Origin of the sequence: Arthrobacter sp. NQ7 (assembly GCF_029581595.2) — a bacterium.
Lineage (GTDB): Bacteria > Actinomycetota > Actinomycetes > Actinomycetales > Micrococcaceae > Arthrobacter > Arthrobacter phenanthrenivorans_B.
Map to the genome: position 1 here is coordinate 1 of NZ_JARFXU020000041.1, position 20,879 is coordinate 20,879.

Here is a 20,879-nt window from a genome sequence, read left to right on the forward strand (position 1 = left end):
TCCTTCACCCCGTACGGCAACGGCACCGCCCCGGCCAGGTTCAGCACCCCGGTCTCCGCGATCGAGGCCAGCCGCTCCTCCACCTCTTCCGGCAGGATCAGCTCCGGATGATAGCCCTCCAACCCCAGCAGCACCGCCGTCATCGTCCCGTGCCCATGCCCCGTCGCGGCCAACGACCCATACAGATCCACCCGCAACGACACCACAGACCCGAGCTTCCCCGAGGCCTTCAACTCCTCAGCAAACACAGCAGCAGCCCGCATCGGCCCCACAGTATGAGAGGACGAAGGACCGATTCCAATCGAAAAGAGATCAAAAACGCCGACTGCCATGAGGGGGATTCCTAACTGGATGGAGAAGGTGAGATGGCAGGCCCCTGTGGGACCGGTATCCGGAAGCGTGCGTCTAAGGGAGCGTCACGTCCGCTCAGCGGGCGTCTACGCGACCGAGCACGCGGAGGATGCCGGTCCGACCGGGCCAAAGGTGACCACGGCTCAGGACAGGGGTGCGACGCCGGGGTAGAGCGGGTGCGCCTTGGCCAGGACCTCGACGCGGTGACGGAGTCCGGAAAGGTCCGCGCCGGCGTCGGCGATCAATGCCTCGGCGATAATGTCCGCAACCTCGCGGAAGGCGTCCTCGCCGAAGCCGCGGGTGGCCAGGGCGGGGGTGCCGATGCGCAGGCCGGAGGTGACCATGGGCGGGCGGGGGTCGAAGGGAACTGCGTTGCGGTTGACGGTGATGTCGATGGCGGCCAGCCGGTCTTCGGCCTGCTGCCCGTCGAGCTCGCAGTTGCGCAGGTCAACGAGGACCAGGTGCACGTCGGTGCCGCCGGAGATGACGCTGATGCCCTTGGCGGTGACATCGGGCTGGACCAACCGTTCGGCCAGGATCCTGGCGCCCGCAAGGACACGCTCCTGACGCTCGCGGAACTCTTCGGAGGCGGCGATCTTGAAGGCCACGGCCTTGCCGGCGATGACGTGCTCCAGCGGTCCGCCCTGCTGGCCGGGGAACACTGCCGAGTTGATCTTCTTGGCGATGTCGGCGTCGTTGGAAAGGATGATGCCGCCGCGGGGGCCGGCGAGGGTCTTGTGCGTGGTGGAGGTAACCACGTGGGCGTGCGGCACCGGCGATGGGTGCAGGCCGGCGGCCACCAGCCCGGCGAAGTGCGCCATGTCCACCATCAAGTAGGCGCCCACGAGGTCCGCGATACGGCGGAACTCCGCGAAGTCCAGCTGGCGCGCGTAGGCCGACCAGCCGGCCACGATGAGCTGCGGCTTGTGCTCGAGGGCCAGCCGCTCCACCTCCGCCATGTCGATGGTGTGGGTGTCCTCGCGGACCTGGTACGGGACCACGTTGTACAGCTTGCCGGAGAAGTTGATCCGCATGCCGTGGGTCAGGTGGCCGCCATGGGCCAGGTTGAGGCCCATGATGGTGTCGCCGGGCTTGATCAGCGCGTGCATCACGGAAGCATTGGCCTGGGCGCCGGAGTGCGGCTGGACGTTGGCGAATTCGGCACCGAACAGTGCCTTCACCCGGTCGATGGCCAGCTGCTCGATGACGTCGACGTGCTCGCAGCCGCCGTAGTAGCGCTTCCCGGGGTAGCCCTCGGCGTACTTGTTGGTCAGCACCGACCCCTGCGCCTGCATCACCGCTGCTGCGGTGTGGTTTTCGGAGGCGATCATTTCCAGGCCGTCTCGCTGGCGGCCCAGTTCGTCGTCGATCTTCGCCGCAACTTCGGGATCCAGGGCGGACAGGTCGGCATTCAGGCTGGGGGAGGCCACCTGCTCGAAGGCGCCCACTTCTGCCGGGGCGCTCACAGCTCGCCACCGTTCGCTGCTGCGTATTCCTCGGCCGACATGAGGGGGCCCTCCTCGGTGACGGCCACCTTGAAAAGCCAGCCCGCACCGTAGGGGTCGCTGTTGATCAAGGCGGGGTCCGAGACCACGCCGTCGTTGATCTCGATGACCTCGCCGGTGACCGGGGCGTAGAGGTCGGACACGGACTTGGTGGATTCCACCTCGCCGCAGGTCTCGCCGGCCGTCACGGTGGAGCCGACCTCGGGCAGGTCAACGTAGACGATGTCGCCAAGGGCATCGGCGGCGACCGCGGAAATACCGATCCCCGCGGGCCCGGAGCCGTCAACGGCAACCCATTCGTGCTCGGCGGAGTACTTCAATTCAGAAACAACTTTGCTCATGATTCTTCCTTTACGTGTGAAAGTTCGGTGGGTTATTTTTGGCGCTTGTAGAACGGGAGTGCCACGACTTCGAAGCGTTCGGGCTTGCCGCGGAGGTCGACGTCGAGGAGGGTGCCGGGCTCGGCATATTCGACCTCAACGTAGGCCATGGCAACGGGGTAGCCGAGGGTGGGGGAGGGCTGGCCCGAGGTTACTTCGCCCACCAGGGCGCCGTCCTTGAGGACCGGGTAGTGGGCGCGGGCTGCGCGCCGGCCGGTGCCCTTGAGGCCCACCAGCTTCTGCCCGATGGTGGAGCCGACCCCTGCGGCCTTGATGGCAGCCAATGCCTCCTTGCCCACGAAGTCGGTTTCCTTCGCCAGCGACACCACGGGGCCCAGCCCGGCTGCGTAGGCGTTGGTGTGGCGGGAGAGTTCGTTGCCGTAGAGCGGCATGCCGGCCTCAAGGCGCAGCGAGTCGCGGGCGGCGAGTCCGGCGGGGATGAGCCCGTGGCCGGCGCCGGCGTCCAGGAGTGCCTCCCAGAGGGCGGGCGCCTCCAGGTTGGGAACGTAGATTTCGAACCCGTCCTCGCCCGTGTAGCCGGTCCTCGCCACCAGGAGGTCCTGTCCATTGATGGCCACTTCCACCGCGGCGTAGTACTTCAGGTCCGACACCAGGTGGTGCTGTTCGGCGGGGACGAGCTTCAGGAGGATCGCCTCGGACTCCGGTCCCTGGACGGCGACCAGCGAGGTCTCTGCCGAGGCATCCTCAACGGTGACGTCGAAGTTGGCGGCGCGTTCCAGCAGGGTGCGGGCCACCACGGCGGCATTACCGGCGTTGGGCACTACGAGGTACGTGTCCACGCCCTCTTCGGTCGACGGCCGGCGGTAGGTGATGAGGTCGTCGATGATGCCGCCGTCCGTGTTGCAGATCAGCGAGTACTTCGCTTTCCCGACGGCAACAGCGGACATCTTTCCGGCCAGGGCGTAGTCGAGGAAGGCGGCGGCGTCCGGGCCGGTGACCCAGACTTCGCCCATGTGCGAGAGGTCGAACAGCCCCGCGGCTTTGCGGACGGCGTGGTGTTCAGCGAGTTCGGATTCGTACTTGAGCGGCATCTGCCAGCCACCGAAATCCGTGAAGGAGGCCCCGGCTTTCTTGTGCTGCTCATAGAGGGCGGTGTAATTCTCAGTCATAGGAAGTCCTTTTAGTTTTCGAAGTCTTCAAGCGGAGGGCAGGAGCAGACCAGGTTGCGGTCGCCGGCGGCGCCGTCGATCCGTCCGACCGGCGGGAAGTACTTGTCCTGCCGCAGCGACGGAACCGGGAAGGCCGCCTGTTCGCGCGGGTAGGCGCGGTCCCAGTCGGAGCTGACGACGGCGGCCGCCGTGTGCGGTGCGTTGCGCACCGGAGATGCCTCCAGGGTGAAGTCTCCGGCAGCGACCTGCTCGATCTCGGCATGGATGGTGATCATCGCCTCGATGAAGCGGTCGATCTCGGCGAGGTCCTCGGACTCGGTGGGCTCCACCATCAGCGTCCCGGCGACGGGGAAGGCCAGGGTGGGGGCGTGGAAGCCGAAGTCGATCAGCCGCTTGGCCACGTCCTCGGCCGTCACGCCGGTGCGGGCGGTGAGTTCGCGCAGGTCCAGGATGCACTCGTGCGCCACCAGGCCTCCCTCGCCGGTGTACAGGACCGGGAAGTATTCGTTCAGGCGGGACGCGACGTAGTTCGCGGCGAGCAGCGCGGACTTGGTGGCCTCGGTCAGGCCCTCGCCGCCCATCAGCTTCACGTAGGCCCACGAAATCGGCAGCACCCCGGCGGAGCCGAAGCGGGAGGCCGAAATGGCCACGCCGTGGCCTGCCTCGTGCGCGGCCTTGTTCGCGTCGCCGGGCATGAACGGTGCCAGGTGCGCCTTGGCAGCGACCGGGCCGACGCCCGGACCGCCGCCGCCGTGCGGGATGCAGAAGGTCTTGTGCAGGTTCAAGTGCGAGACATCGCCGCCGAACTTACCCGGCTGCGCCAGGCCCACCAGCGCGTTCAGGTTCGCGCCGTCCACATACACCTGGCCACCTGCAGCGTGCACCGCATCGCAGACCTCGCGCACGTCGGAATCGTACACACCGTGCGTGGAGGGGTAGGTGATCATGATGGCCGAGAGAACGTCCTTGTTGGCCTCGATCTTCGCCGTCAGGTCATCGTGGTCGATGGTGCCGTCCGCGGCGGTGGCCACGACGACGACCTTCATGCCGGCCAGGACGGCCGAGGCGGCGTTGGTGCCGTGCGCGGACGCCGGGATCAGGCAGATGTTGCGCTGCTGCTCGCCGCGGGAGTGGTGGTAGCCGCGGATCGCCAGCAGCCCGGCGAGCTCGCCCTGGGAGCCGGCGTTGGGCTGGATGGACACCTGGTCGTAGCCCGTGATCTCCGCGAGGTCCGCTTCCAGGCCTGAGATGAGTTCGCGCCAGCCCTCGGTTTGGGAGTCCGGGGCGAACGGGTGGATGGAGGCGAACTCGGGCCAGGAGATGGCTTCCATTTCGGCTGTGGCATTCAGCTTCATGGTGCAGGAGCCCAGCGGGATCATGGTGCGGTCAAGCGCCAGGTCCCGGTCCGAGAGCTTGCGGATGTAGCGCAGCAGCTGCGTTTCGGACCGGTGCGTGGTGAACACCGGATGCTGCAGGTACGCGGACGTGCGGAGCACGGCCCCGGGCAGTTCGAACCCCTCGGCGTCGCCCACCGGACCGGCACCAAAGGCGACGGCGACGGCGGACAGTGTTGCCGCCGTCGTCGTCTCATCAATGGAAACGCCAACGGTGTCCTGATCGATGAAACGCAGGTTGATGCCGCGGGCCTCGGCTGCCGTGATCACCTTGGCGGCCTTGCCCGGCACGCGGACCGTGAGGGTATCGAAGAAGGAGTCGCTGACCAGCTCCCGGCCCATGGACGTAAGCGCTGTTGCCAGCACCCTGGCTTTGTGGTGGACGGTCTCGGCGATCGCCTTCAGCCCGTCCGGGCCGTGGTAGACGGCGTAGAAGGAGGACACGATGGCCAGGAGTGCCTGCGCGGTGCAGATGTTGGACGTGGCCTTCTCCCGGCGGATGTGCTGCTCGCGGGTCTGCAGCGCCAGGCGGTAGGCAGGCGTGCCGGCGTTGTCCTTGGAGACTCCGACGATCCTGCCGGGCAGGGTGCGTTCCATCCCCTTCTGGACGGCCATGTAGGCGGCGTGCGGCCCCCCAAAGAACAACGGCACGCCAAAACGCTGGGTGGAGCCGACGGCGATGTCCGCGCCCTGCTCGCCCGGGGGCGTGATCAGGGTGAGTGCCAGCAGGTCGGCGGCAACGGTGACCAGCGCGCCGCGCTCTTTGGCATCGGCGATGACGCCGGACTGGTCCCAAACCCGGCCGGAAACCCCCGGCTGCTGCAGCACGATGCCGTTGATGGCACCTTCGGGAAGTCCCTGGGACAGGTCAGCCACCTCAACCTCGAAGCCCAGCGCCTCGGCGCGGCCCTGGACGATGGCGATGGTCTGCGGGAGGCAGTCGGCGTCGATCACCGTCTTGCCGTCCTTGGCATTCTTGTCCTTGTTGGCGCGGCGCATCAGCAGCACGGACTCAGCCACGGCGGTGGCCTCATCCAGCAGCGAGGCGTTGGCGACGGGGAGGGCCGTCAGGTCCTGGACCATGGTCTGGAAGTTCAGCAGCGCTTCCAGCCGGCCCTGTGAGATTTCCGGCTGGTAGGGCGTGTAGGCCGTGTACCAGGCGGGGGATTCCAGGATGTTGCGGCGGATCACCGGGGGAGTGACGGTGTCGTAGTAGCCCTGGCCGATCATCTGGACGGCGGTCTTGTTCCGGCCGGCGATTCGGCGCAGCTCCGCGAGGACTTCCACCTCGCTGAGGGCGTCCTGCAGGCAGAGGGCAGATTCCTGGCGGATGGAGGCGGGGACGGCAACGTCAACGAGGCCGTCCACGCTGTCATAGCCCACGGCTTTGAGCATGGTGTCGACGTCGGCCTGGCGGCGCGCGCCGATATGGCGGTCAACAAACGATGTTGGAAGCGATTGAATCGTCAAGAGGAACTCCAGGTCTGGCCGGCCTGGGGTGGCACGGCATGGGATGGGTTCCTCCCCGCTCTGTATTGGACCTGAGAGATTCCGCGTGGCCTGCTCTTGGCAGGCGGCCGCTTGCACCGTCGGTGAACCGGATTGAAGCCCGGTTGCTTTCCAGAGTCGCCTCGCCATGACGGTACGTGGGCCTGAGAGATTCCTGGGGAGGATTTGCTCCTACGGCGCCTGCCCGGTGGATGCCGGGAGAACTCTCCCGTCACAGCTCGAAAGGCTTATTCAAATGTGGGTGATTCGGCTCACAAGGTATCGGGAATAGCTGATTATGGCAAGTCGGCGCCCGCGGCGTCGGCCCCGTCCGCAGCCGAAGGAGCGCGGCCAACGGTTATGTCGAAAAGAGTTTGACATTCCATCGTGACGGACACCACACTGAACCCCGGGATTGGCGCCGCGCCGGCTGGCTCAGCGTATCAGGAGCGGCCGACTGCCGGCGCCGGTCCCATCGCACGAAGACCGCAGTCCAGAAAAGGCAGCGGTATCCAACTGAATACGCCTTTGACCTGCGGCGGGAGAGCCTGCCGGGTACATCCAGCAGGCGCCGTAGGAGCAAACCCTCCCCAGGAAACTCTCAGGCCCACGTACCGCCGCGGACAGGCAACTCTGGAAAGCGGCCAGGCATGCCCTGGCTCACCGACGGTGCAAGCGGCCGCCTGCCAAGAGCAGGCCACGCGGAAACTCTCAGGTCCACAACAGAGCGGGGAGGAACCCAATCTTTGCGGTACCCAAATGCCGCTTTACCGATGGAGTTCCTCATGGCGATTCATCCCCCCACGTCCGGCGAACCAGCACGGTTCAACGGCGAACCAGCACGCAACCCCGGTGCGGCCACGGCGGTCCGCAGCGAACCCCCGCACCTGGAACGGCAGCTCACCAACCGGCACATCCAGCTCATCGCCATTGGCGGGGCGATTGGCACCGGCCTCTTCATGGGCTCCGGCAAGACCATCTCCGCTGCGGGGCCCTCCGTGATCTTCGTGTACATGATCATCGGCTTCATGCTCTTCTTCGTCATGCGGGCCATGGGCGAACTGCTGCTGAGCAACCTGAACTACAAGTCCTTCAGTGACTTCGCCGCCGACCTCCTGGGACCGTGGGCGGGTTTCTTCACCGGCTGGACGTACTGGTTCTGCTGGGTCATCACTGGAATCGCCGACGTGATCGCCATCGCGGGCTATTCCAAGGAACTCTGGCCGGCCCTGCCGCTGTGGATTCCGGGCCTGGCCACCGTGGCCATCCTGCTGCTGCTGAACCTCGCCACCGTCAAGGCCTTCGGCGAGACCGAGTTCTGGTTCGCCCTCATCAAGATCGTCGCCATCGCGGCGCTGATCATCGTGGGCCTCTTCATGATCTTCACCGGCTTCCAGAGCGACGCCGGTACGGCCAGCTTCACCAACCTGTGGAGCCACGGCGGGTTCTTCCCCAATGAATTCATGGGCTTTGTGGCCGGCTTCCAGATCGCCGTGTTCGCCTTCGTGGGCATCGAACTGGTGGGCACCACCGCCGCCGAGGCCAGGAACCCGGAGCGCACGCTGCCCAAGGCCATCAACGCCATTCCGGTCCGCGTCCTGCTTTTCTACGTCGGCGCACTGATCATCCTGATGGCCGTCACCCCGTGGACGCAGTTCGCTGCAGGCCACAGCCCGTTCATCGGCATGTTCTCCCTGGCCGGCCTGGGCGCCGCCGCCACGGTGGTCAACCTGGTTGTCCTCACCTCGGCCATGTCCTCGGCCAACTCCGGCATCTACTCCACCTCCCGCATGGTCTTCGGCCTTGCCCAGGAGGGCGACGCGCCCGGCATCTTCAGCCGCCTGTCCACGAGGAAGGTGCCCAGCAACGCCCTGTTCCTGTCCTGCGTCCTGCTGCTCTCCGGCGTCGTCCTCATGTACGCCGGCCAGGACGTTGGCAAGGCGTTCGAAATGGTGACCACGGTGTCGGCCGTCTGCTTCATCTTCGTCTGGTCGATCATCCTTGCCAGCTACATCGCCTTCCGCCGGCGCCGGCCGCACCTGCACGATGCGTCGCAGTTCAAGATGCCCGGCGGCATCCCGGCAGTGTGGGTGGTCTACGCGTTCTTCGCCTTCGTCCTCTGGGCCCTGACCACCCAGCCGGACACGCTCCTTGCCCTGCTCGTGACGCCCGTCTGGTTCGTCGTGCTTGGCGTGGCCTGGGCCATCCTGCGCCGCCGGCCCGCCCACCTGGCCCGCTTCGAGGTCTTCCGGGCTGAGCTCCGCGCTGACCAGGCTGCCGCCGGACAAAACGGTGGCCAAGCCCCGGGCGTGGCAGAGGAGGTCCAGCAGGCCAGGAAGTAACGTCCGACGGCGGGGTGCGGCGCGGGCGCCCGGCTCCAGTTGCCGTTCCCGCCGCCGCAGCCCGCCCGTCGCGTGCTGCAGGCGTGAAAGTTCAGCATGCTTAGTGTTGATCCACATAGGATGGAAATGCACGGCAGCCCAACCGCTGCAGGTCGATTTGAACGAAGGTGACCATGGCCCGGCGCAGCAACCCCGCAGTACGCATCGCACAGGAGACCGCCCACAACGCAATGTTCGACGCCGAGGGCAAGCCCAAGCCCGGTGTCCACAACATGCTGCTGAAGGCAGTTCAGATCCAGCGGCCGCTGGTGCTTGCCTACATCCGCAGGCTCCAGAAGAGGCATCCGCGGGCCACCGCCGCCCAGTTGGCGGACATCGCCGAGCGTGACTACCTCCGGGCCGTGGCCGGTGGGGGCGCGCTGGTGGGTGCCACCGCCGTCGTTCCCGGGGTTGGGACCGTCGCGTCACTGGGACTGTCCGCGGCCGCCACCGTCGGCTTCCTGGAAGCGACGGCACTCTACGCAACGTCACTGGCGGAGCTCCACGGCATCCGCCTGACCAACCCGGAAAAAGCCGGGACCATGGTCATGGCCATCATGCTTGGCGAGGAGGGCACCGCCCTGCTCGGCACACTCAGCGGCCAGGCATCGGGCGGCGCCACCACCACCTGGAGCAACGCCCTCTCCAAGTCGATGGTGGTGCCGGGATTCGGAAGTGTCCGCAAACGGATCCAGCAGGCCTTCCTCAGGAACCTGCTCAAGCGCCAGGGAACTGCCCTGTTCGGCCGGGCCCTTCCGTTCGGGATAGGTGCCGTCGTGGGTGGAGCCGGTAACCTCGTGATGGGCCGTGCGGTGGCCAAGAACGCCCGGGAGGCGTTCGGGCCAATGCCGGAAACCATCCCCGGGGAGCTGACTGCCGCCGCCGGGCCGGACAACCTGACGCTGGAAGGCAACACACTTGGATCTCAACGCTGACGTAGGGCAATCGTTCGGCTCCTGGACGGCCGGCGGCGACCCGGCAATGTTCCAGCTGGCAACCAGCGCCAACGTGGCCTGCGGCCTCCATGCGGGCGATCCCGTCACCATGCTGGACAGCTGCCGGGCCGCCTACGAGCTCGACGTCACCGTTGGCGCACACCTGGGCTACCGCGACCTGGCCGGCTACGGCCGCCGAAGGCTGGGGATGAGCTTCGACGAACTGTTCGGCGACGTGCTGTACCAACTGGGGGCGCTCGACGGCGTAGCCCACGCGGTGGGTGCTTCGGTGGACTTCGTGAAGCCGCACGGAGCGCTGTACGAGACCGTGATTGACGATGCCGACCAGGCGTCAGCGGTGGTGGCGGCTGTGAATGCCTACGACCCGGGGCTTCCTATCCTTGGCTTCCCCGGATCCGAACTGCTGAAGCAGGCCAAGGAGGCCGGCCATCCGGTGTTCACCGAGGCTTTCGCCGACCGTGCGTACCGCGCCGACGGCAGCCTGGTCGCGCTCTCCGACGAAGGCGCCGTGCTGCACGACACCGATGCGGTGGTAGAGCGGGCTGTCCGCCTGGCGACCCAGGGCGACGTCGTCGCGGTGGACGGGACCGTGGTCAGTGTCCGTCCCGATTCCCTGCGCCTCCTCAGCGGAACACCTGCCGCTGTGGAGCTCGCAGCACGCGTCAGGGCCGGGCTTGAGGCCGCCGGTGTGCAGCTGGAGCCGTTCGCCTAGTCCGCTTTTCCGCCGCGCAGGTTCCCCGTCGCACCCCAAATATGCGGGGCGAAAAGGAATATGGCCAGCGCCGGAATCCCTTCGGCTCACCCGAAGATCAGCTGCGCCACCGTGAAGATCGCCAGCCCGGCCAGGGAGCCCACCACGGTGCCGTTGATGCGGATGAACTGCAGGTCCTTGCCCACCTGGAGTTCGATCTTCTGCGACGTTTCCTCGGCATCCCAGCGGGCCACGGTATCGGTGATGACCCCGGCGATGTCCGAACGGTAGGTCCGGACCAGGTACGCCGCGGCGTCGCCGATCCACGCGTTGACCTTCCCGGCCAGCTCGGGATCGTCCACCAGGCGGGAGCCGAAATCGCGTACCGCTGCCTTGAACTTGACCGTCAGTTCACTGTCGGGATCGTCCACGGCGTTCAGCAGGGCGTTCTTGACGGTGCCCCACGTGCGGGATGCCAGTTCGCGCACTTCGGGGTCACCGAGCACCTGGGCCTTGATGTCCTCGGCGCGCGCGATCATCGCGGGATCATGCTGGAGGTCCTGCGCAAGGTCGTTGAGGTACTTGTCGATCGACTGCCGCACCTGGTGGCGCGGGTCAGCCTGGACGGCCCGGACGAACTTCAGGACCTCGAGGTAGACCTTGTCGGCCACCAGCCCGTCCACGAACTGCGGCACCCAGGTGGGGGAGCGGTCGGCGACCAGGCGGGTGACGGTTTCGTGGTTGTCGTCCACCCAGTCCGCGGCACGGTCCACCAGCAGGTCCACCAGCGTGTGGTGGTGCCCGTCGTGGAAGATCCGCTCGGCGAGCCTGCCCACCGGCGGTCCCCACGGCGGTGTGAGCAGGTGCTTGCGGACCATGCCCTCGATGACGGCCTGGACGTCGTCGTCATTCAATACCTTGAAGGCGCCGCGGATCACGGCGGCACCCTCCTTTGCCACCCGGTCGGCGCCGCCGGGGGCGGCCAGCCATTGGCCTGCCCGGCGGGCGATGTTGACGCTTGCCAGCTTGTCCTGCACCACCTGTTCGGACAGGAAGTTGGTCTCCACGAATTCGCCCAGGGAGGCGCCGATCTGGTCCTTGCGCCGCGGAATGATGGCGGTGTGCGGGATCCTGATGCCCATGGGGTACTTGAACAGGGCCGTCACGGCGAACCAGTCGGCCAGCGCACCCACCATGCCGCCCTCGGCAGCGGCCCGCACGTATTGCAGCCACGGGTAGTCCTTTTGCAGGGCGAACGCGAAGACAAAAATCACGGCCATGGCAATCAGCAGGCTCAGCGCCAGCAGCTTCATCTTCCGCAGCGCTGCCGCCTTTTCGGCGTCACCGGAACCGGACTGCTGGCGCACGACGGCGCCTGCCGCCCGGGTGCCCGGACCCACCTCCTGCGCAGCTTCGGAGGGTGCTTCCTGCGTGGTTGGCCCAGTAGTTGCCTCAGAGTTCACCTGCATGTGCCAAGCCTAGCCCCGAAGCCAGGGGCCGGTCGGCTACCGTGTGTCCATGACGATTGACGAGTCAGTGCCGCAGCGGCCGCTGGTCTTTGCCCACCGCGGTTCAAGCGGCGCCTACGCCGAACACACCCGGGCCGCTTACCTGCAGGCGTTGGCGGACGGGGCCGACGGCGTGGAGTGCGATGTCCACCTGACCCGGGACCAGCACGTGGTCCTCCTCCACGACGCCAACCTGGACCGTACCTCGGACGGGACGGGACCGGTGGCGGAGCGGACACTGCATGAGCTGCGCCAGCTGGACTTCTCGTCCTGGAAGGGTGTCCGGATCCCGGAAAACTACGGAGCACGGTCGGAACAGCTCCTGACCCTTCCGGAACTGCTGGACATCCTCCGCGGGGCCGGCCGGCCGGTGAAACTCGCCATCGAGCTCAAGCATCCCAGCCCCTACCAGCTGAAGCTCGAGGACCGGGTGCTGGAGGTCCTCCGCAACGAGGGCTGGGACCCGCAAAGCTCAACGGTGGACAATGTGGCGGTGACCTTCATGAGTTTCAGCGCTGATTCGGTCCGCCACCTGCTCGGTTCCGTTCCGCCCCAGTACATCTGCCAGCTGGTGGACGACCTCACCATCCATGAGATCCGCGGCGGCCTGGGCCTGGGACCGATCACCGGAAGCGCCGTCGCCAACCTGATGAAAGCCACGCAGCTGGAGGGCGAACGGATCCTGGACGAGCGGGAAGTGGGAATGGCAGGCCCCGGGATCGACTATGTCAGGGAGCGGCCGGCCACCGTGCGACGCTGGCTGGAGTCAGGAACGCGGTTCAGGGTGTGGACCGTCGACGCGCCGGAGGATGTGGCTCTTTGCCAGGAGCTGGGGATCCACGAGATCACCACCAATGTGCCGGCCCGTGTCCTGGACCAGCTCCGCGTGGCCTCGCCGCAGGGAAAGTAGCGGCGGCCGTGGACGCCATCGGCCGGGCACACGCGCCATACTCGCCGCGCCGGTGGTGGGCGGGGCCGCTCGACGTCGAAGGCCTTGCCCTGTATTCCGTGGCTGCCGCGGCCGGCGCCCTGAACCGGTACGCCGTTGCTCCCGGCCGGTTCAGCACCACCTCAGCCCTGGCCGGAGCGGCCTTTGATTCGTTCGGTCACCTGCGGATTGCCGGCCGCCGGCCGCAGGGTTTCGCGCCCCTCTCGGGCTTCCGGCGGACCCGCGACGGCTGGATCCGGCTGCATGCCAACTATCCGCACCACGAGCAGCGGCTGTTGCAGGCGCTGGGTGCCTCCTCGGCAGCAGGCGCGGAGGAGGCGCTGCTGTCCATGTCCTCCCGGGACGCGGAAGCGGCCATCCAAGGCCGCAGCGGAATCGCCGCCGCCGTAAGGACACGCGGTGACTGGCAGGAATCTGCCATGGGCCAGGCTGCAAGGCAGGGTCCCTGGATCGCGCTGGAGTCTGCCGTTGGAGCACCATCAGGCCTGGGGCTGGAGGACCTTGCAGCTGGAGGGAGTGCCGGCCCGGGCGCCGGTGCCGCTCCGGGCACCGGTGCCGGCCGGGGAGGCGGGACGGGCCTGCCCGCGGACGGCCCGCCCCTCAGGGGGCTGCGCGTCCTGGACCTGACCAGGGTGATCGCAGGACCCGTCGCCACCCGGCTGTTGGGCGCGCTGGGGGCCGACGTCCTCCGGATCGATCCTCCTCAATTCCCCGAGATCGAAGACCAGTTCGTGGACACCGCCTTCGGTAAACGGAGCGTGGAGGCCGACCTCACCGTCCCGGAGAACCAGGCACGGCTGCAGCAACTCCTGGCCGCCGCGGACGTGGTGGTCACCGGCTACCGGCACGGCGCCCTGGACCGCTTCGGGCTCAACCCGCGGGACCTGCTGGCAGCGCACCCCACGCTGGTGGTGGTCACGCTCAACAGCTGGGGCAGCGCCGGACCATGGAGCCATCTGCGGGGTTTCGACAGCATCGTCCAGGCGGCCTGCGGGATCGCGGACCTTTACGGCGCAGAGAACGACGACGGCGGGTGGCGCCCGGGTGCCCTTCCCGTCCAGGCGCTGGACCACGCTACCGGCTACGGGGTGGCCGCGGCAGCTGTCCGGCTCCTGGAGCTGCGGCGGCAGACGGGCACGGGCGGTGCGGCACACCTCTCGCTCGCCCGGACGGCCGAAGAACTGTTTTCCCTTCCACCCAATACGGAGAGCCCGGCTGAGCTGCCACCGCCCGCCTATGGGTCAGTATCCAGCAGCTACGGGGAGCTCCGGTATGTGGGTCCGCCCTTGATGGAGGCGGGCCGGCCGCTGGATTACCTGTTCCCGCCACCGCCGTACGGAGGCTCACAGCCAGCGTGGCTCTGAGCGGCACCCGCAGCCGCAGTCCAGCCCCGCACTTCCCTGTTTGCAGCCCTTGGTTCCCGGCCACGGGTTCGGGGCTCCGCCGTGGCTGTGGTTGAGTTGTTCCATGTCTTTTCCCTGGCCCGGCACTGCTCCCAAGGGCCTGTCCATTCCCCGCCTTTCCCTTCACAGCTTGTCCGCTGCGGCAATGGCGGCGCTGCTGCTGGCAAGCGCCGGCAAGCATTTCCGGGAACCCGGTTTTTACCGGGATGTGGTGCCGGGGTATTTGTGCCGCCAGGACCCGGAACCTGGCCAGGCCAACACGGGGCCTGAAAACACCCGTGACGGCGCCCACCAGGACACTCCCGCCCAGCACCCCTTGGCCGTCCTGTCCCGGGACGAGTGGATCGCCGTGAGCGGCCTCCTGGAGCTGGCTGCCGCCGTCGGAATCCTCCTGCCGCCCACCCGGAAACTGACGGCCACGGCCCTCACCGCCATGTTCACCGCCTTCCTTGCCGGACACGTCGACGCCCTGGTGAGGGCGTACGGTCCCCACGGAACACCCCTCCGGCGGAAAATCCACAGCGCCAGGCTCCCCCTGCAGGCGCCGCTGATCGCTTGGGCCTGGAGCCTGCGCAGGCCGGCCGGGCCGGGACCGGGATCCGGAATCCGGGCATGAAGCTGCTGGCTTCGCCCGCTGTCCGGATGGGCATCTCCATCAGCATCGCCACCGGCCTCTACGGTGTCTCCTTCGGGGCGCTCGCCGTGACGTCCGGGCTCGACTTCTGGCAGGCCATGGCCCTGAGCCTCCTGCTGTTCAGCGGCGGTTCGCAGTTCGCCTTCATCGGCGTCGTGGCAGGTGGCGGCACGGGCATCGCGGCCATGAGTGCCGCGACCCTGCTGGGCATGCGCAACGGCATCTACGGCATGCAGCTGAACGCACTGTTGCGGCCCACCGGCTGGCGGAAGTACGTCGGTGCGCAGCTGACCATCGACGAATCCACGGCCACCAGCACCGGCCAGACCGACCCGGACGAGCAGCGGCGCGGCTTCTGGACCGCCGGGGTCGGCGTCTACGTGCTGTGGAACCTGTTCACCGCCGTCGGCGCGCTCGCCGGAAGCGGGCTGGGCGATCCGAAGCAATGGGGGCTGGACGGGGCCGCCGTCGCCGCGTTCCTGGCACTGCTCTGGCCCCGGCTCAAAGGCCGGGAACCCATCGCCATCGCCGTGGTGTGCGCCGTGGCCACGGTGGTGGCTGTCCCCTTCGTGCCCCCCGGCATACCCATCCTTGTGGCCGCCCTGGTGGCCGCGCTTCTGGGCTGGTTCAGCCATGGGCGCCGCGACGAGGGCCTTGAGCCGGACATCGAGCCGTACGGCGGGCACCGCCAGGACGCGGCCGGTGCCGGCCGGCCTGGAAGACAGCGCACGGAGCACCCTGAGCCGGGGGAGGACACATGAGCCTGTGGATCTGGCTGCTGATCGCCTGCGCGCTCGCCTATGGATGGAAACTGGTGGGCTACTTCGTTCCCGCACGCTTCCTGGAAGACCCGCGCACATCGCGCATCGCGGGCACCATGACCATTGGCCTGCTTGCCTCACTGACCGTGGTGAACGCCGTGGTCTCCGGCCAGGGACTGGCCGCCGACGCCAGGCTCGGGGCGCTTGCGGCTGCCGCCCTCGCGCTGGTGCTGCGGGCTCCCTTCCTTGTGGTGGTCATGGCCGGCGCGGGCGCGGCCGCGCTGCTGAGGATGCTGGGCTGGAACTGACGGTGCGGGACTTTACCCGATTGTAGTGACCGGCATCACATGGATGGACCCGGCACGGCGGTACTATGAATAAGGCTTATGCAGTTGGCCATGGCATTCACGTTGAAACGGCAACCATGGAAAATCAGCTGCATCCCGCGGGCGGCTTGACCGGCAGCCCCCGGCACAAGAACGGCCGGCGCCGCGCCGGCCTCCCGGCCAAACGCTTTTTCAAACGCTTTTCCGGACTCGCGGAGGTCCCGGAAGAGGATCTGGAACTGCTCTCCAGGAGGCTCCAGCAGGCACTCGACCTTGACCCGTCGTCGTCCGTTCCAGCCCTGCAGGCGCTGGTGCGCCGGGAAATCCGCAAGCGGGGAGAAACGGGCGACGCCTGACTGCCCGCCATTCCGGTCGCCGCTTGTGGTGCACTGGAACAGAGGCAGCCCACACCAGGCGGCCAGCAAGGAGGAATCGAGATGGACGAACAATCACGGCCTGCGGGTCCGCACAACGCCCGCGGCGAAGGGGCTTCGGAGGCGGGCGCTGCCCGTGAACCGGGTTCCACGGTGCCTCCGGCCGAGCAGACCGGTAAGCTGCGCCCTGTCTATTTGGATCCGTCCGGCTCGGAATCGACCAGGGAACTCCGGGACACGGCGAGGCGCCGCCGGGACGCCGAGGAAAAACTCCAACAGCACCTGATGGAGGCAAAGCACCACATCCCCAACGAGTTCCACGAGCATGGCGGCCAAGGGCATTCCGAATACGGGCATTCCGTCCACGGCGAGCCGGAACATGCACATCCGGAACATGCCGGCCCGGAGCATGCTCAGCCCAGGCAGGTGGATACCCCTGCCGGGCAGCAGGAATCGCGCCAGTCCGGGGACGGCGGGGTTGAAGAAGAACGGGACGGGGCCTGACGCCTGGCCATCCTGGCCTGGCAGGCGGCCCCGCGGGCCCGGTTATGCCACGCCGTGTGCGCTGCCGCCAGGGGAAACCGCCCTGCGGCAGGTTTCTTCCACGCCCATCTCATACCAGACCTGCGCACCAAACTCAGGTTCAGGGGTGTCGAGGTTCTGGAAAAGGGCGTCAAGCAGTTCGACGAGTTCCCCGGGGCTGAGTGTCGGCAGGACTTCCTCCGGGCCGCGGGGATCGTTCAAGTAGTGGAGAAGCTTTGAATGGGTCATCGCCGTGCAGCCGTTGAACGGCGGAATGGCACCAATGGATTCATGGGTCGCTCCAGCTGGAAGTACTGAGGCTGGCTGCCTAACCCCGCTCTGAGTTTATTGCACCTGTTGTGCGCCGACAATGGTGCCGCCCGGAAGAGCTGCCGCCGCCGGGGCCGGGACGGGGACAAGCACGGGAAGCGGGCGGGACGGGCGGACTGTCCGGATGGCGTCCTCCACCAGCGCCAGCGGCCGCCGCCAGGCATCGGAGCCCGGTTCCATGGTGTCCACCACGCCGATCAGCATGGCGAGCAGCCGGAAGATATCCGTCATGGTGATGTCCGTGCGCAGGCTTCCCTGGCCCTGCCCGCGCGCCAGCAGGATACTGATCGACTCCATGAGCGAACCGGTGATGCCGGTGAGCAGCTCACGCCGCCCGGCCACGGCACACAGCAGATTGGCGTCGTCGCTGGCGGCTCCCATCAGGGCCTCGAGGACGCGGAGCAAGCCGGCAGCAGCGTCGATGTCGGCCAGGGCGCCCTCCATGACCGGGTCCACGGTAAGCCGGAGCTGCCTGTTAAGCGCTGCCAGGACCAGTTCTTCCTTGTCCGCGAAATTGCGGAAGAGCGTTGCCGGGCCCACGCCGGCCGTGGTGGCGATGGTCTGGAGGGGCACTTCCGGGCCGAACTCGCGGAAACACTGGCGCGCCGCCGTGATGATCTTGTCCACGTTCCGCGCTGCGTCTGCGCGGAGGGGTTTGCGGGCGACTGCGAGGCTCATGCCCAAAAGGGTAGCAACGGAGCCTTCGGCCACCATGGTTACTCCGGGGTAGCGGCTTATGTGACGGCGCACAGTCGTTTCCGGCCCCCGGGAACTGCGTGGGAGACTTGGGGCATGTTGCTTGCATTTTCTGTTGCTCCGTCAGGCGTGCCCAGCGAAGGGTCCCGGCCCAACGACGCTTCGGTGCACGACGCCGTTGCCGCCGCCGTGAAGATCGTCCGGGAGTCAGGGCTGCCCAACCAGACGGATTCCATGTTCACCACCATTGAAGGCGAATGGGACGAGGTGTTCGACGTCGTGAAGCGCGCCACCGAGGCTGTGGGACAGTACGGCAGCCGCGTTTCGCTGGTGATCAAGGCCGATATCAGGCCCGGCTACAGCGGCGAGCTGACGGCCAAGGTGGACCGGTTGGAGAGTGCCCTGGCGCAGGAGCCCTAAGCCTGCCACGAGGGGCGCGCGTGTCTGGACCGCCGGATGGTTGCGTGCCAAACTGTGCCCATGTTCGAGCACAAGCCGCGGCCGGAATGGATTGCCACGGAGGAGTTCCTCTCCCGGACCGTGGTGCATCCGGATGCGGCGGTCCAGCAGGCCATCCACAGTGCAGCAGAAGCCGGAATGCCCGCCATTGAGGTGGCGCCAAACGCCGGGAAACTCCTGAAGCTCCTGGTCCAGCTCGCCGGAGCCCGCCGCATCCTGGAGATCGGGACGCTGGCGGGCTACAGCACCATCTGGATGGGCCGGGGACTTCCGCACAACGGCACGCTGGTTACCTGCGAATACCTTCCGCAGCACGCCGAGGTGGCCTGGGCGAACATCGACGCCGCGGGCCTGGGCGAGAGGGTGGAGATCCGGCTGGGCCCCGCGCTGGAAACCCTGGCGGCCCTTGAGGAAGAGGAGCGGGAGCCGTTCGACTTCATCTTCATCGACGCCGACAAGCAGAACAACAGCCGCTACCTTGATTGGGCAGTGAAACTGGGCCGTCCGGGCGCCACCGTGGTGCTGGACAACACCATCTGGGAAGGGGCCGTCCTGGACCCCGGCATGGACCCCGTCAACGCCCAGGGGATCATCGACGCGCTCAAGCTGCTGGGCGAGCACCCCCGGCTGGACGCCACCGTCATCCAGACCGTCGGCTCCAAAGGCTGGGACGGTTTTGCCCTGGCACGCATCCTTCCGCATAAACACTAAGTAAGCTGTGTAGATGCGTCCGGTGTCCGGCCGGGCATTGCGGATGGAGGAATTTCTTGCCAGCGGCCCCTGCCCCCGTGCTCCTCGACTCCACGTCCACAGCTCCCTCCCCGTGGATACCCTTCCTCGAATCCGTGGCCGCCGCAGCCGGTGACGTTCCTGCCCTGCTGGCCCTGGCCGCGAAGGCCGGACAAACCTGGCCACGCCCCGGTGAGGGGCAGACCGTGGTCCTGTGGGAGCTCCTGGCATCAACCGCCGCCATCGATGTGGCCGCAGCCCGCGTCCTGGAGCCGCACCTGGACGCCATTGCCATCCTGGCCCAGGCCGCCGGGGAGTTTCCCGCCGACAAGCCCCTGCCGGATGGTACCGGCAACACCTGGGGCGTGTTCGCAGCTGAGGCGCCGGGGGCCAGGCTGGAAGCGCGGTCCACGGACGCAGGCACCCTCCTCGGCGGGTCCAAGCCCTGGTGTTCCCTGGCTGCCCACCTGGACTGCGCGGTCATCACCGCCCACACGGACGACGGCGGCCGGGCAGCTTTCGCGGTCGATCTTCGGCATCCTCGGGTGGAGTGTGAGGAACCGGCATGGATCGCGCGCGGCCTGCGGGAGATACCCAGCGGGACAGTCCACTTCGACCGGGTCCCGGCCACGCTGCTGGGCGGAACCGGCTGGTACCACAGCCGGCCAGGGTTCGCATGGGGCGGAATGGGCGTTGCTGCATGCTGGCTGGGCGGGGCAGTGGGCGCCGCACGGGATTTCCGGGCCGGTCTGCTGGCAGGTGCCGGCGCCGGGCGGGAACCCGACCAGGTGGCCCTCGCCGCGCTCGGCGAGACGGACCGCACGCTCACCGCTGCCCTGCAGTACCTCGCGCGCACCGCGGCGGCCATCGACGACGGTTCCCTGGGCGGCGGTGCGGGCCAAAGCACCTGGAGCGAGGCCCAGCGCATACGCGGAACCGTTGCTGCCGCCGTCGAACGTGTCCTTCACCTGGTGGGCTCCAACCGGGGTCCAGGGCCGCTCGCCTTCGACGAACCGTACGCCAAGAGGATGGCCGACCTGGCGCTCTATGTCCGGCAGCATCACGGCGCCCGTGACGACGCCCACTTGGGACGGCTCACCCTGAAGGGGGATTGCCCGTGGTGACGTTCTCGCACACAGACCCGGGCACCGGCGCGGCAACCTGGGACGCTGCCGGACTGGGCGCGGCGCCCGAGTTGCCACTCAATCCGGCCGAACTGGCGGCCATGCGCTTCGTGGTCCTGGCCGCGCATCCGGACGATGAAACGCTTGGCGCCGGCGGCCTCATGGCGTCATTGGCTGCACTCGGAGCCCAGATGGAGGTGGTGCTCTGCACAGCGGGGGAGGGCTCGCATCCGGCCTCGCCGACCACCACTCCGGAGCAACTCGCACAGGCGCGCCTGACGGAATTTGCCGCCGCCCTTGCCGCGCTCGGCCTGAAGGACCGCTGGACGTTCATCGGCTTGCCGGACCGCGGACTCCAGGCCCACACGGAAGCCATTGCCACAGCTGTCCGTCAATCCATCCAGCGGCTCCCCGGTGTGCCGGACCGGCTCGCCATCGTGGCGCCGTACCGGTCCGACGGACACGGTGACCACGATGCCCTGGGTGCCGTGGCCGCGCAGGTTGCCCGGCAGGATGGCCACGCCTTGCTGGAGTACCCCATCTGGTTCTGGCACTGGGCCGCGCCGCACGGCGGAGACTGGCGGCGGTGGGTCCGGTTCCATCTCGATGGACCGGCCCGCACGGCCAAAAAACTGGCGATGGCGGAACATGCCACACAGGTGCAGCCGTTGTCGCCCCTGCCCGGGGACGAGGCGTTGCTGGGCGGTGACTTCCTGGAGCACTTCTCGCGCGGCTACGAGGTTTTCGCCTGGACGCCGGCGCAGGACGCATCCCGGCGCCCCTATTCC

22 protein-coding genes and 3 riboswitches are annotated in these 20,879 nt (G+C 67.7%); of the genes, 14 read left to right on the plus strand and 8 right to left on the minus strand.

The annotated features are described in order from the left end of the window. From PUN71_RS22425 to gcvP, 5 genes are all read right to left on the minus strand, one after another. Window positions 1-332 (minus strand): serine dehydratase beta chain (locus PUN71_RS22425; RefSeq protein WP_277800198.1); only part of this gene is annotated, 332 nt, incomplete at its 3' end. A gap of 162 nt (window positions 333-494) precedes the next feature. After that, a complete protein-coding gene (gene glyA, locus PUN71_RS22430; RefSeq protein ID WP_277800199.1) occupies window positions 495-1,817 on the minus strand; it encodes a serine hydroxymethyltransferase in 1,323 nt (440 codons plus the stop codon). Then, window positions 1,814-2,197: a glycine cleavage system protein GcvH gene (gcvH, locus tag PUN71_RS22435; protein ID WP_043451773.1), complete on the minus strand. Its 384-nt coding sequence runs from the start codon at window positions 2,195-2,197 to the stop codon at window positions 1,814-1,816. The genes glyA and gcvH overlap by 4 nt, the downstream gene beginning before the upstream one ends. Before the next feature lie 32 nt (window positions 2,198-2,229). Beyond that, window positions 2,230-3,366: a glycine cleavage system aminomethyltransferase GcvT gene (gene gcvT, locus PUN71_RS22440; RefSeq protein WP_277800200.1), complete on the minus strand. Its 1,137-nt coding sequence runs from the start codon at window positions 3,364-3,366 to the stop codon at window positions 2,230-2,232. Window positions 3,367-3,377: 11 nt separating this feature from the next. Continuing rightward, the gene (gcvP, locus tag PUN71_RS22445; protein WP_502861336.1) at window positions 3,378-6,242 is read right to left on the minus strand and encodes an aminomethyl-transferring glycine dehydrogenase; all 2,865 of its coding nucleotides are present in this window, start codon (window positions 6,240-6,242) and stop codon (window positions 3,378-3,380) included. Window positions 6,243-6,390: 148 nt separating this feature from the next. Further along, a riboswitch (glycine riboswitch) is annotated at window positions 6,391-6,490 on the minus strand. Window positions 6,491-6,777: 287 nt separating this feature from the next. After that, a riboswitch (glycine riboswitch) is annotated at window positions 6,778-6,875 on the plus strand. Further along, a riboswitch (glycine riboswitch) is annotated at window positions 6,876-6,984 on the plus strand. A gap of 49 nt (window positions 6,985-7,033) precedes the next feature. On the opposite strand from gcvP, the gene cycA reads away from it, so the two are divergent. The 3 genes from cycA (at window position 7,034) to PUN71_RS22460 (ending at window position 10,297) form a co-directional block, all read left to right on the plus strand. Further along, window positions 7,034-8,590: a D-serine/D-alanine/glycine transporter gene (cycA, locus tag PUN71_RS22450; protein ID WP_277800202.1), complete on the plus strand. Its 1,557-nt coding sequence runs from the start codon at window positions 7,034-7,036 to the stop codon at window positions 8,588-8,590. 173 nt (window positions 8,591-8,763) lie between these two features. After that, on the plus strand, window positions 8,764-9,564 hold the full coding sequence (locus PUN71_RS22455) for a hypothetical protein (protein ID WP_043451777.1): 801 nt from the start codon (window positions 8,764-8,766) through the stop codon (window positions 9,562-9,564). Then, window positions 9,548-10,297, plus strand: a complete 750-nt coding sequence (locus tag PUN71_RS22460; RefSeq protein ID WP_277800203.1) for a LamB/YcsF family protein — start codon at window positions 9,548-9,550, stop codon at window positions 10,295-10,297. The genes PUN71_RS22455 and PUN71_RS22460 overlap by 17 nt, the downstream gene beginning before the upstream one ends. An 86-nt stretch (window positions 10,298-10,383) precedes the next feature. On the opposite strand, the gene PUN71_RS22465 is transcribed toward PUN71_RS22460, so the two are convergent. Beyond that, window positions 10,384-11,745 (minus strand): DUF445 domain-containing protein, encoded by a 1,362-nt coding sequence (locus PUN71_RS22465; RefSeq protein WP_277800204.1) that lies wholly within the window; start codon window positions 11,743-11,745, stop codon window positions 10,384-10,386. A gap of 49 nt (window positions 11,746-11,794) precedes the next feature. On the opposite strand from PUN71_RS22465, the gene PUN71_RS22470 reads away from it, so the two are divergent. From PUN71_RS22470 to PUN71_RS22500, 7 genes are all read left to right on the plus strand, one after another. After that, entirely contained in the window at window positions 11,795-12,694 is a 900-nt protein-coding gene (locus PUN71_RS22470; protein ID WP_277800205.1) for a glycerophosphodiester phosphodiesterase, read from the plus strand. A gap of 8 nt (window positions 12,695-12,702) precedes the next feature. Beyond that, on the plus strand, window positions 12,703-14,097 hold the full coding sequence (locus PUN71_RS22475) for a CoA transferase (protein ID WP_277800206.1): 1,395 nt from the start codon (window positions 12,703-12,705) through the stop codon (window positions 14,095-14,097). Between the two features lie 103 nt (window positions 14,098-14,200). Beyond that, entirely contained in the window at window positions 14,201-14,752 is a 552-nt protein-coding gene (locus PUN71_RS22480; RefSeq protein WP_502861330.1) for a DoxX family protein, read from the plus strand. After that, window positions 14,749-15,531, plus strand: coding sequence for an AzlC family ABC transporter permease (locus PUN71_RS22485; RefSeq protein ID WP_277800207.1), 783 nt, complete (start codon window positions 14,749-14,751; stop codon window positions 15,529-15,531). The genes PUN71_RS22480 and PUN71_RS22485 overlap by 4 nt, the downstream gene beginning before the upstream one ends. Next, on the plus strand, window positions 15,528-15,839 hold the full coding sequence (locus PUN71_RS22490; RefSeq protein ID WP_277800208.1) for an AzlD domain-containing protein: 312 nt from the start codon (window positions 15,528-15,530) through the stop codon (window positions 15,837-15,839). The genes PUN71_RS22485 and PUN71_RS22490 overlap by 4 nt, the downstream gene beginning before the upstream one ends. Window positions 15,840-15,955: 116 nt before the next feature. Then, entirely contained in the window at window positions 15,956-16,213 is a 258-nt protein-coding gene (locus tag PUN71_RS22495; RefSeq protein WP_277800209.1) for a hypothetical protein, read from the plus strand. Window positions 16,214-16,294: 81 nt separating this feature from the next. Then, window positions 16,295-16,735 carry a hypothetical protein gene (locus PUN71_RS22500; RefSeq protein WP_277800210.1) on the plus strand — a complete coding sequence of 147 codons (441 nt, stop codon included), beginning with the start codon at window positions 16,295-16,297 and terminating at the stop codon, window positions 16,733-16,735. Window positions 16,736-16,777: 42 nt separating this feature from the next. Here PUN71_RS22500 and PUN71_RS22505 read toward each other — a convergent pair whose 3' ends face one another. Next, entirely contained in the window at window positions 16,778-17,002 is a 225-nt protein-coding gene (locus PUN71_RS22505) for a hypothetical protein (protein ID WP_043451783.1), read from the minus strand. 96 nt (window positions 17,003-17,098) lie between these two features. After that, complete coding sequence (locus PUN71_RS22510) at window positions 17,099-17,761, minus strand: TetR/AcrR family transcriptional regulator (protein WP_277800211.1); 663 nt, start codon at window positions 17,759-17,761, stop codon at window positions 17,099-17,101. Between the two features lie 114 nt (window positions 17,762-17,875). Between PUN71_RS22510 and PUN71_RS22515 the strand changes: the two genes are divergently transcribed. From PUN71_RS22515 to PUN71_RS22530, 4 genes are all read left to right on the plus strand, one after another. Then, window positions 17,876-18,199, plus strand: coding sequence for a thiamine-binding protein (locus tag PUN71_RS22515; protein ID WP_277800212.1), 324 nt, complete (start codon window positions 17,876-17,878; stop codon window positions 18,197-18,199). A gap of 60 nt (window positions 18,200-18,259) precedes the next feature. Beyond that, window positions 18,260-18,949 carry an O-methyltransferase gene (locus tag PUN71_RS22520; protein WP_277800213.1) on the plus strand — a complete coding sequence of 230 codons (690 nt, stop codon included), beginning with the start codon at window positions 18,260-18,262 and terminating at the stop codon, window positions 18,947-18,949. Between the two features lie 56 nt (window positions 18,950-19,005). Continuing rightward, entirely contained in the window at window positions 19,006-20,091 is a 1,086-nt protein-coding gene (locus PUN71_RS22525) for an acyl-CoA dehydrogenase family protein (RefSeq protein ID WP_502861334.1), read from the plus strand. Further along, window positions 20,088-20,879 (plus strand): PIG-L deacetylase family protein (locus PUN71_RS22530; RefSeq protein WP_277800214.1); only part of this gene is annotated, 792 nt, incomplete at its 3' end. The genes PUN71_RS22525 and PUN71_RS22530, both read left to right, overlap by 4 nt.

What these genes read in the sequence shown, in the direction of transcription:
- gcvH (WP_043451773.1), bottom strand. Translation starts at nt 2,197, where the DNA reads ATGAGCAAAGTTGTTTCTGAATTGAAGTACTCCGCCGAGCACGAATGG.
- gcvT (WP_277800200.1), bottom strand. Translation starts at nt 3,366, where the DNA reads ATGACTGAGAATTACACCGCCCTCTATGAGCAGCACAAGAAAGCCGGG.
- cycA (WP_277800202.1), top strand. Translation starts at nt 7,034, where the DNA reads ATGGCGATTCATCCCCCCACGTCCGGCGAACCAGCACGGTTCAACGGC.
- PUN71_RS22455 (WP_043451777.1), top strand. Translation starts at nt 8,764, where the DNA reads ATGGCCCGGCGCAGCAACCCCGCAGTACGCATCGCACAGGAGACCGCC.
- PUN71_RS22465 (WP_277800204.1), bottom strand. Translation starts at nt 11,745, where the DNA reads ATGCAGGTGAACTCTGAGGCAACTACTGGGCCAACCACGCAGGAAGCA.
- PUN71_RS22470 (WP_277800205.1), top strand. Translation starts at nt 11,795, where the DNA reads ATGACGATTGACGAGTCAGTGCCGCAGCGGCCGCTGGTCTTTGCCCAC.
- PUN71_RS22480 (WP_502861330.1), top strand. Translation starts at nt 14,201, where the DNA reads ATGTCTTTTCCCTGGCCCGGCACTGCTCCCAAGGGCCTGTCCATTCCC.
- PUN71_RS22485 (WP_277800207.1), top strand. Translation starts at nt 14,749, where the DNA reads ATGAAGCTGCTGGCTTCGCCCGCTGTCCGGATGGGCATCTCCATCAGC.
- PUN71_RS22490 (WP_277800208.1), top strand. Translation starts at nt 15,528, where the DNA reads ATGAGCCTGTGGATCTGGCTGCTGATCGCCTGCGCGCTCGCCTATGGA.
- PUN71_RS22495 (WP_277800209.1), top strand. Translation starts at nt 15,956, where the DNA reads ATGGAAAATCAGCTGCATCCCGCGGGCGGCTTGACCGGCAGCCCCCGG.
- PUN71_RS22500 (WP_277800210.1), top strand. Translation starts at nt 16,295, where the DNA reads ATGGACGAACAATCACGGCCTGCGGGTCCGCACAACGCCCGCGGCGAA.
- PUN71_RS22505 (WP_043451783.1), bottom strand. Translation starts at nt 17,002, where the DNA reads ATGACCCATTCAAAGCTTCTCCACTACTTGAACGATCCCCGCGGCCCG.
- PUN71_RS22510 (WP_277800211.1), bottom strand. Translation starts at nt 17,761, where the DNA reads ATGAGCCTCGCAGTCGCCCGCAAACCCCTCCGCGCAGACGCAGCGCGG.
- PUN71_RS22515 (WP_277800212.1), top strand. Translation starts at nt 17,876, where the DNA reads ATGTTGCTTGCATTTTCTGTTGCTCCGTCAGGCGTGCCCAGCGAAGGG.
- PUN71_RS22520 (WP_277800213.1), top strand. Translation starts at nt 18,260, where the DNA reads ATGTTCGAGCACAAGCCGCGGCCGGAATGGATTGCCACGGAGGAGTTC.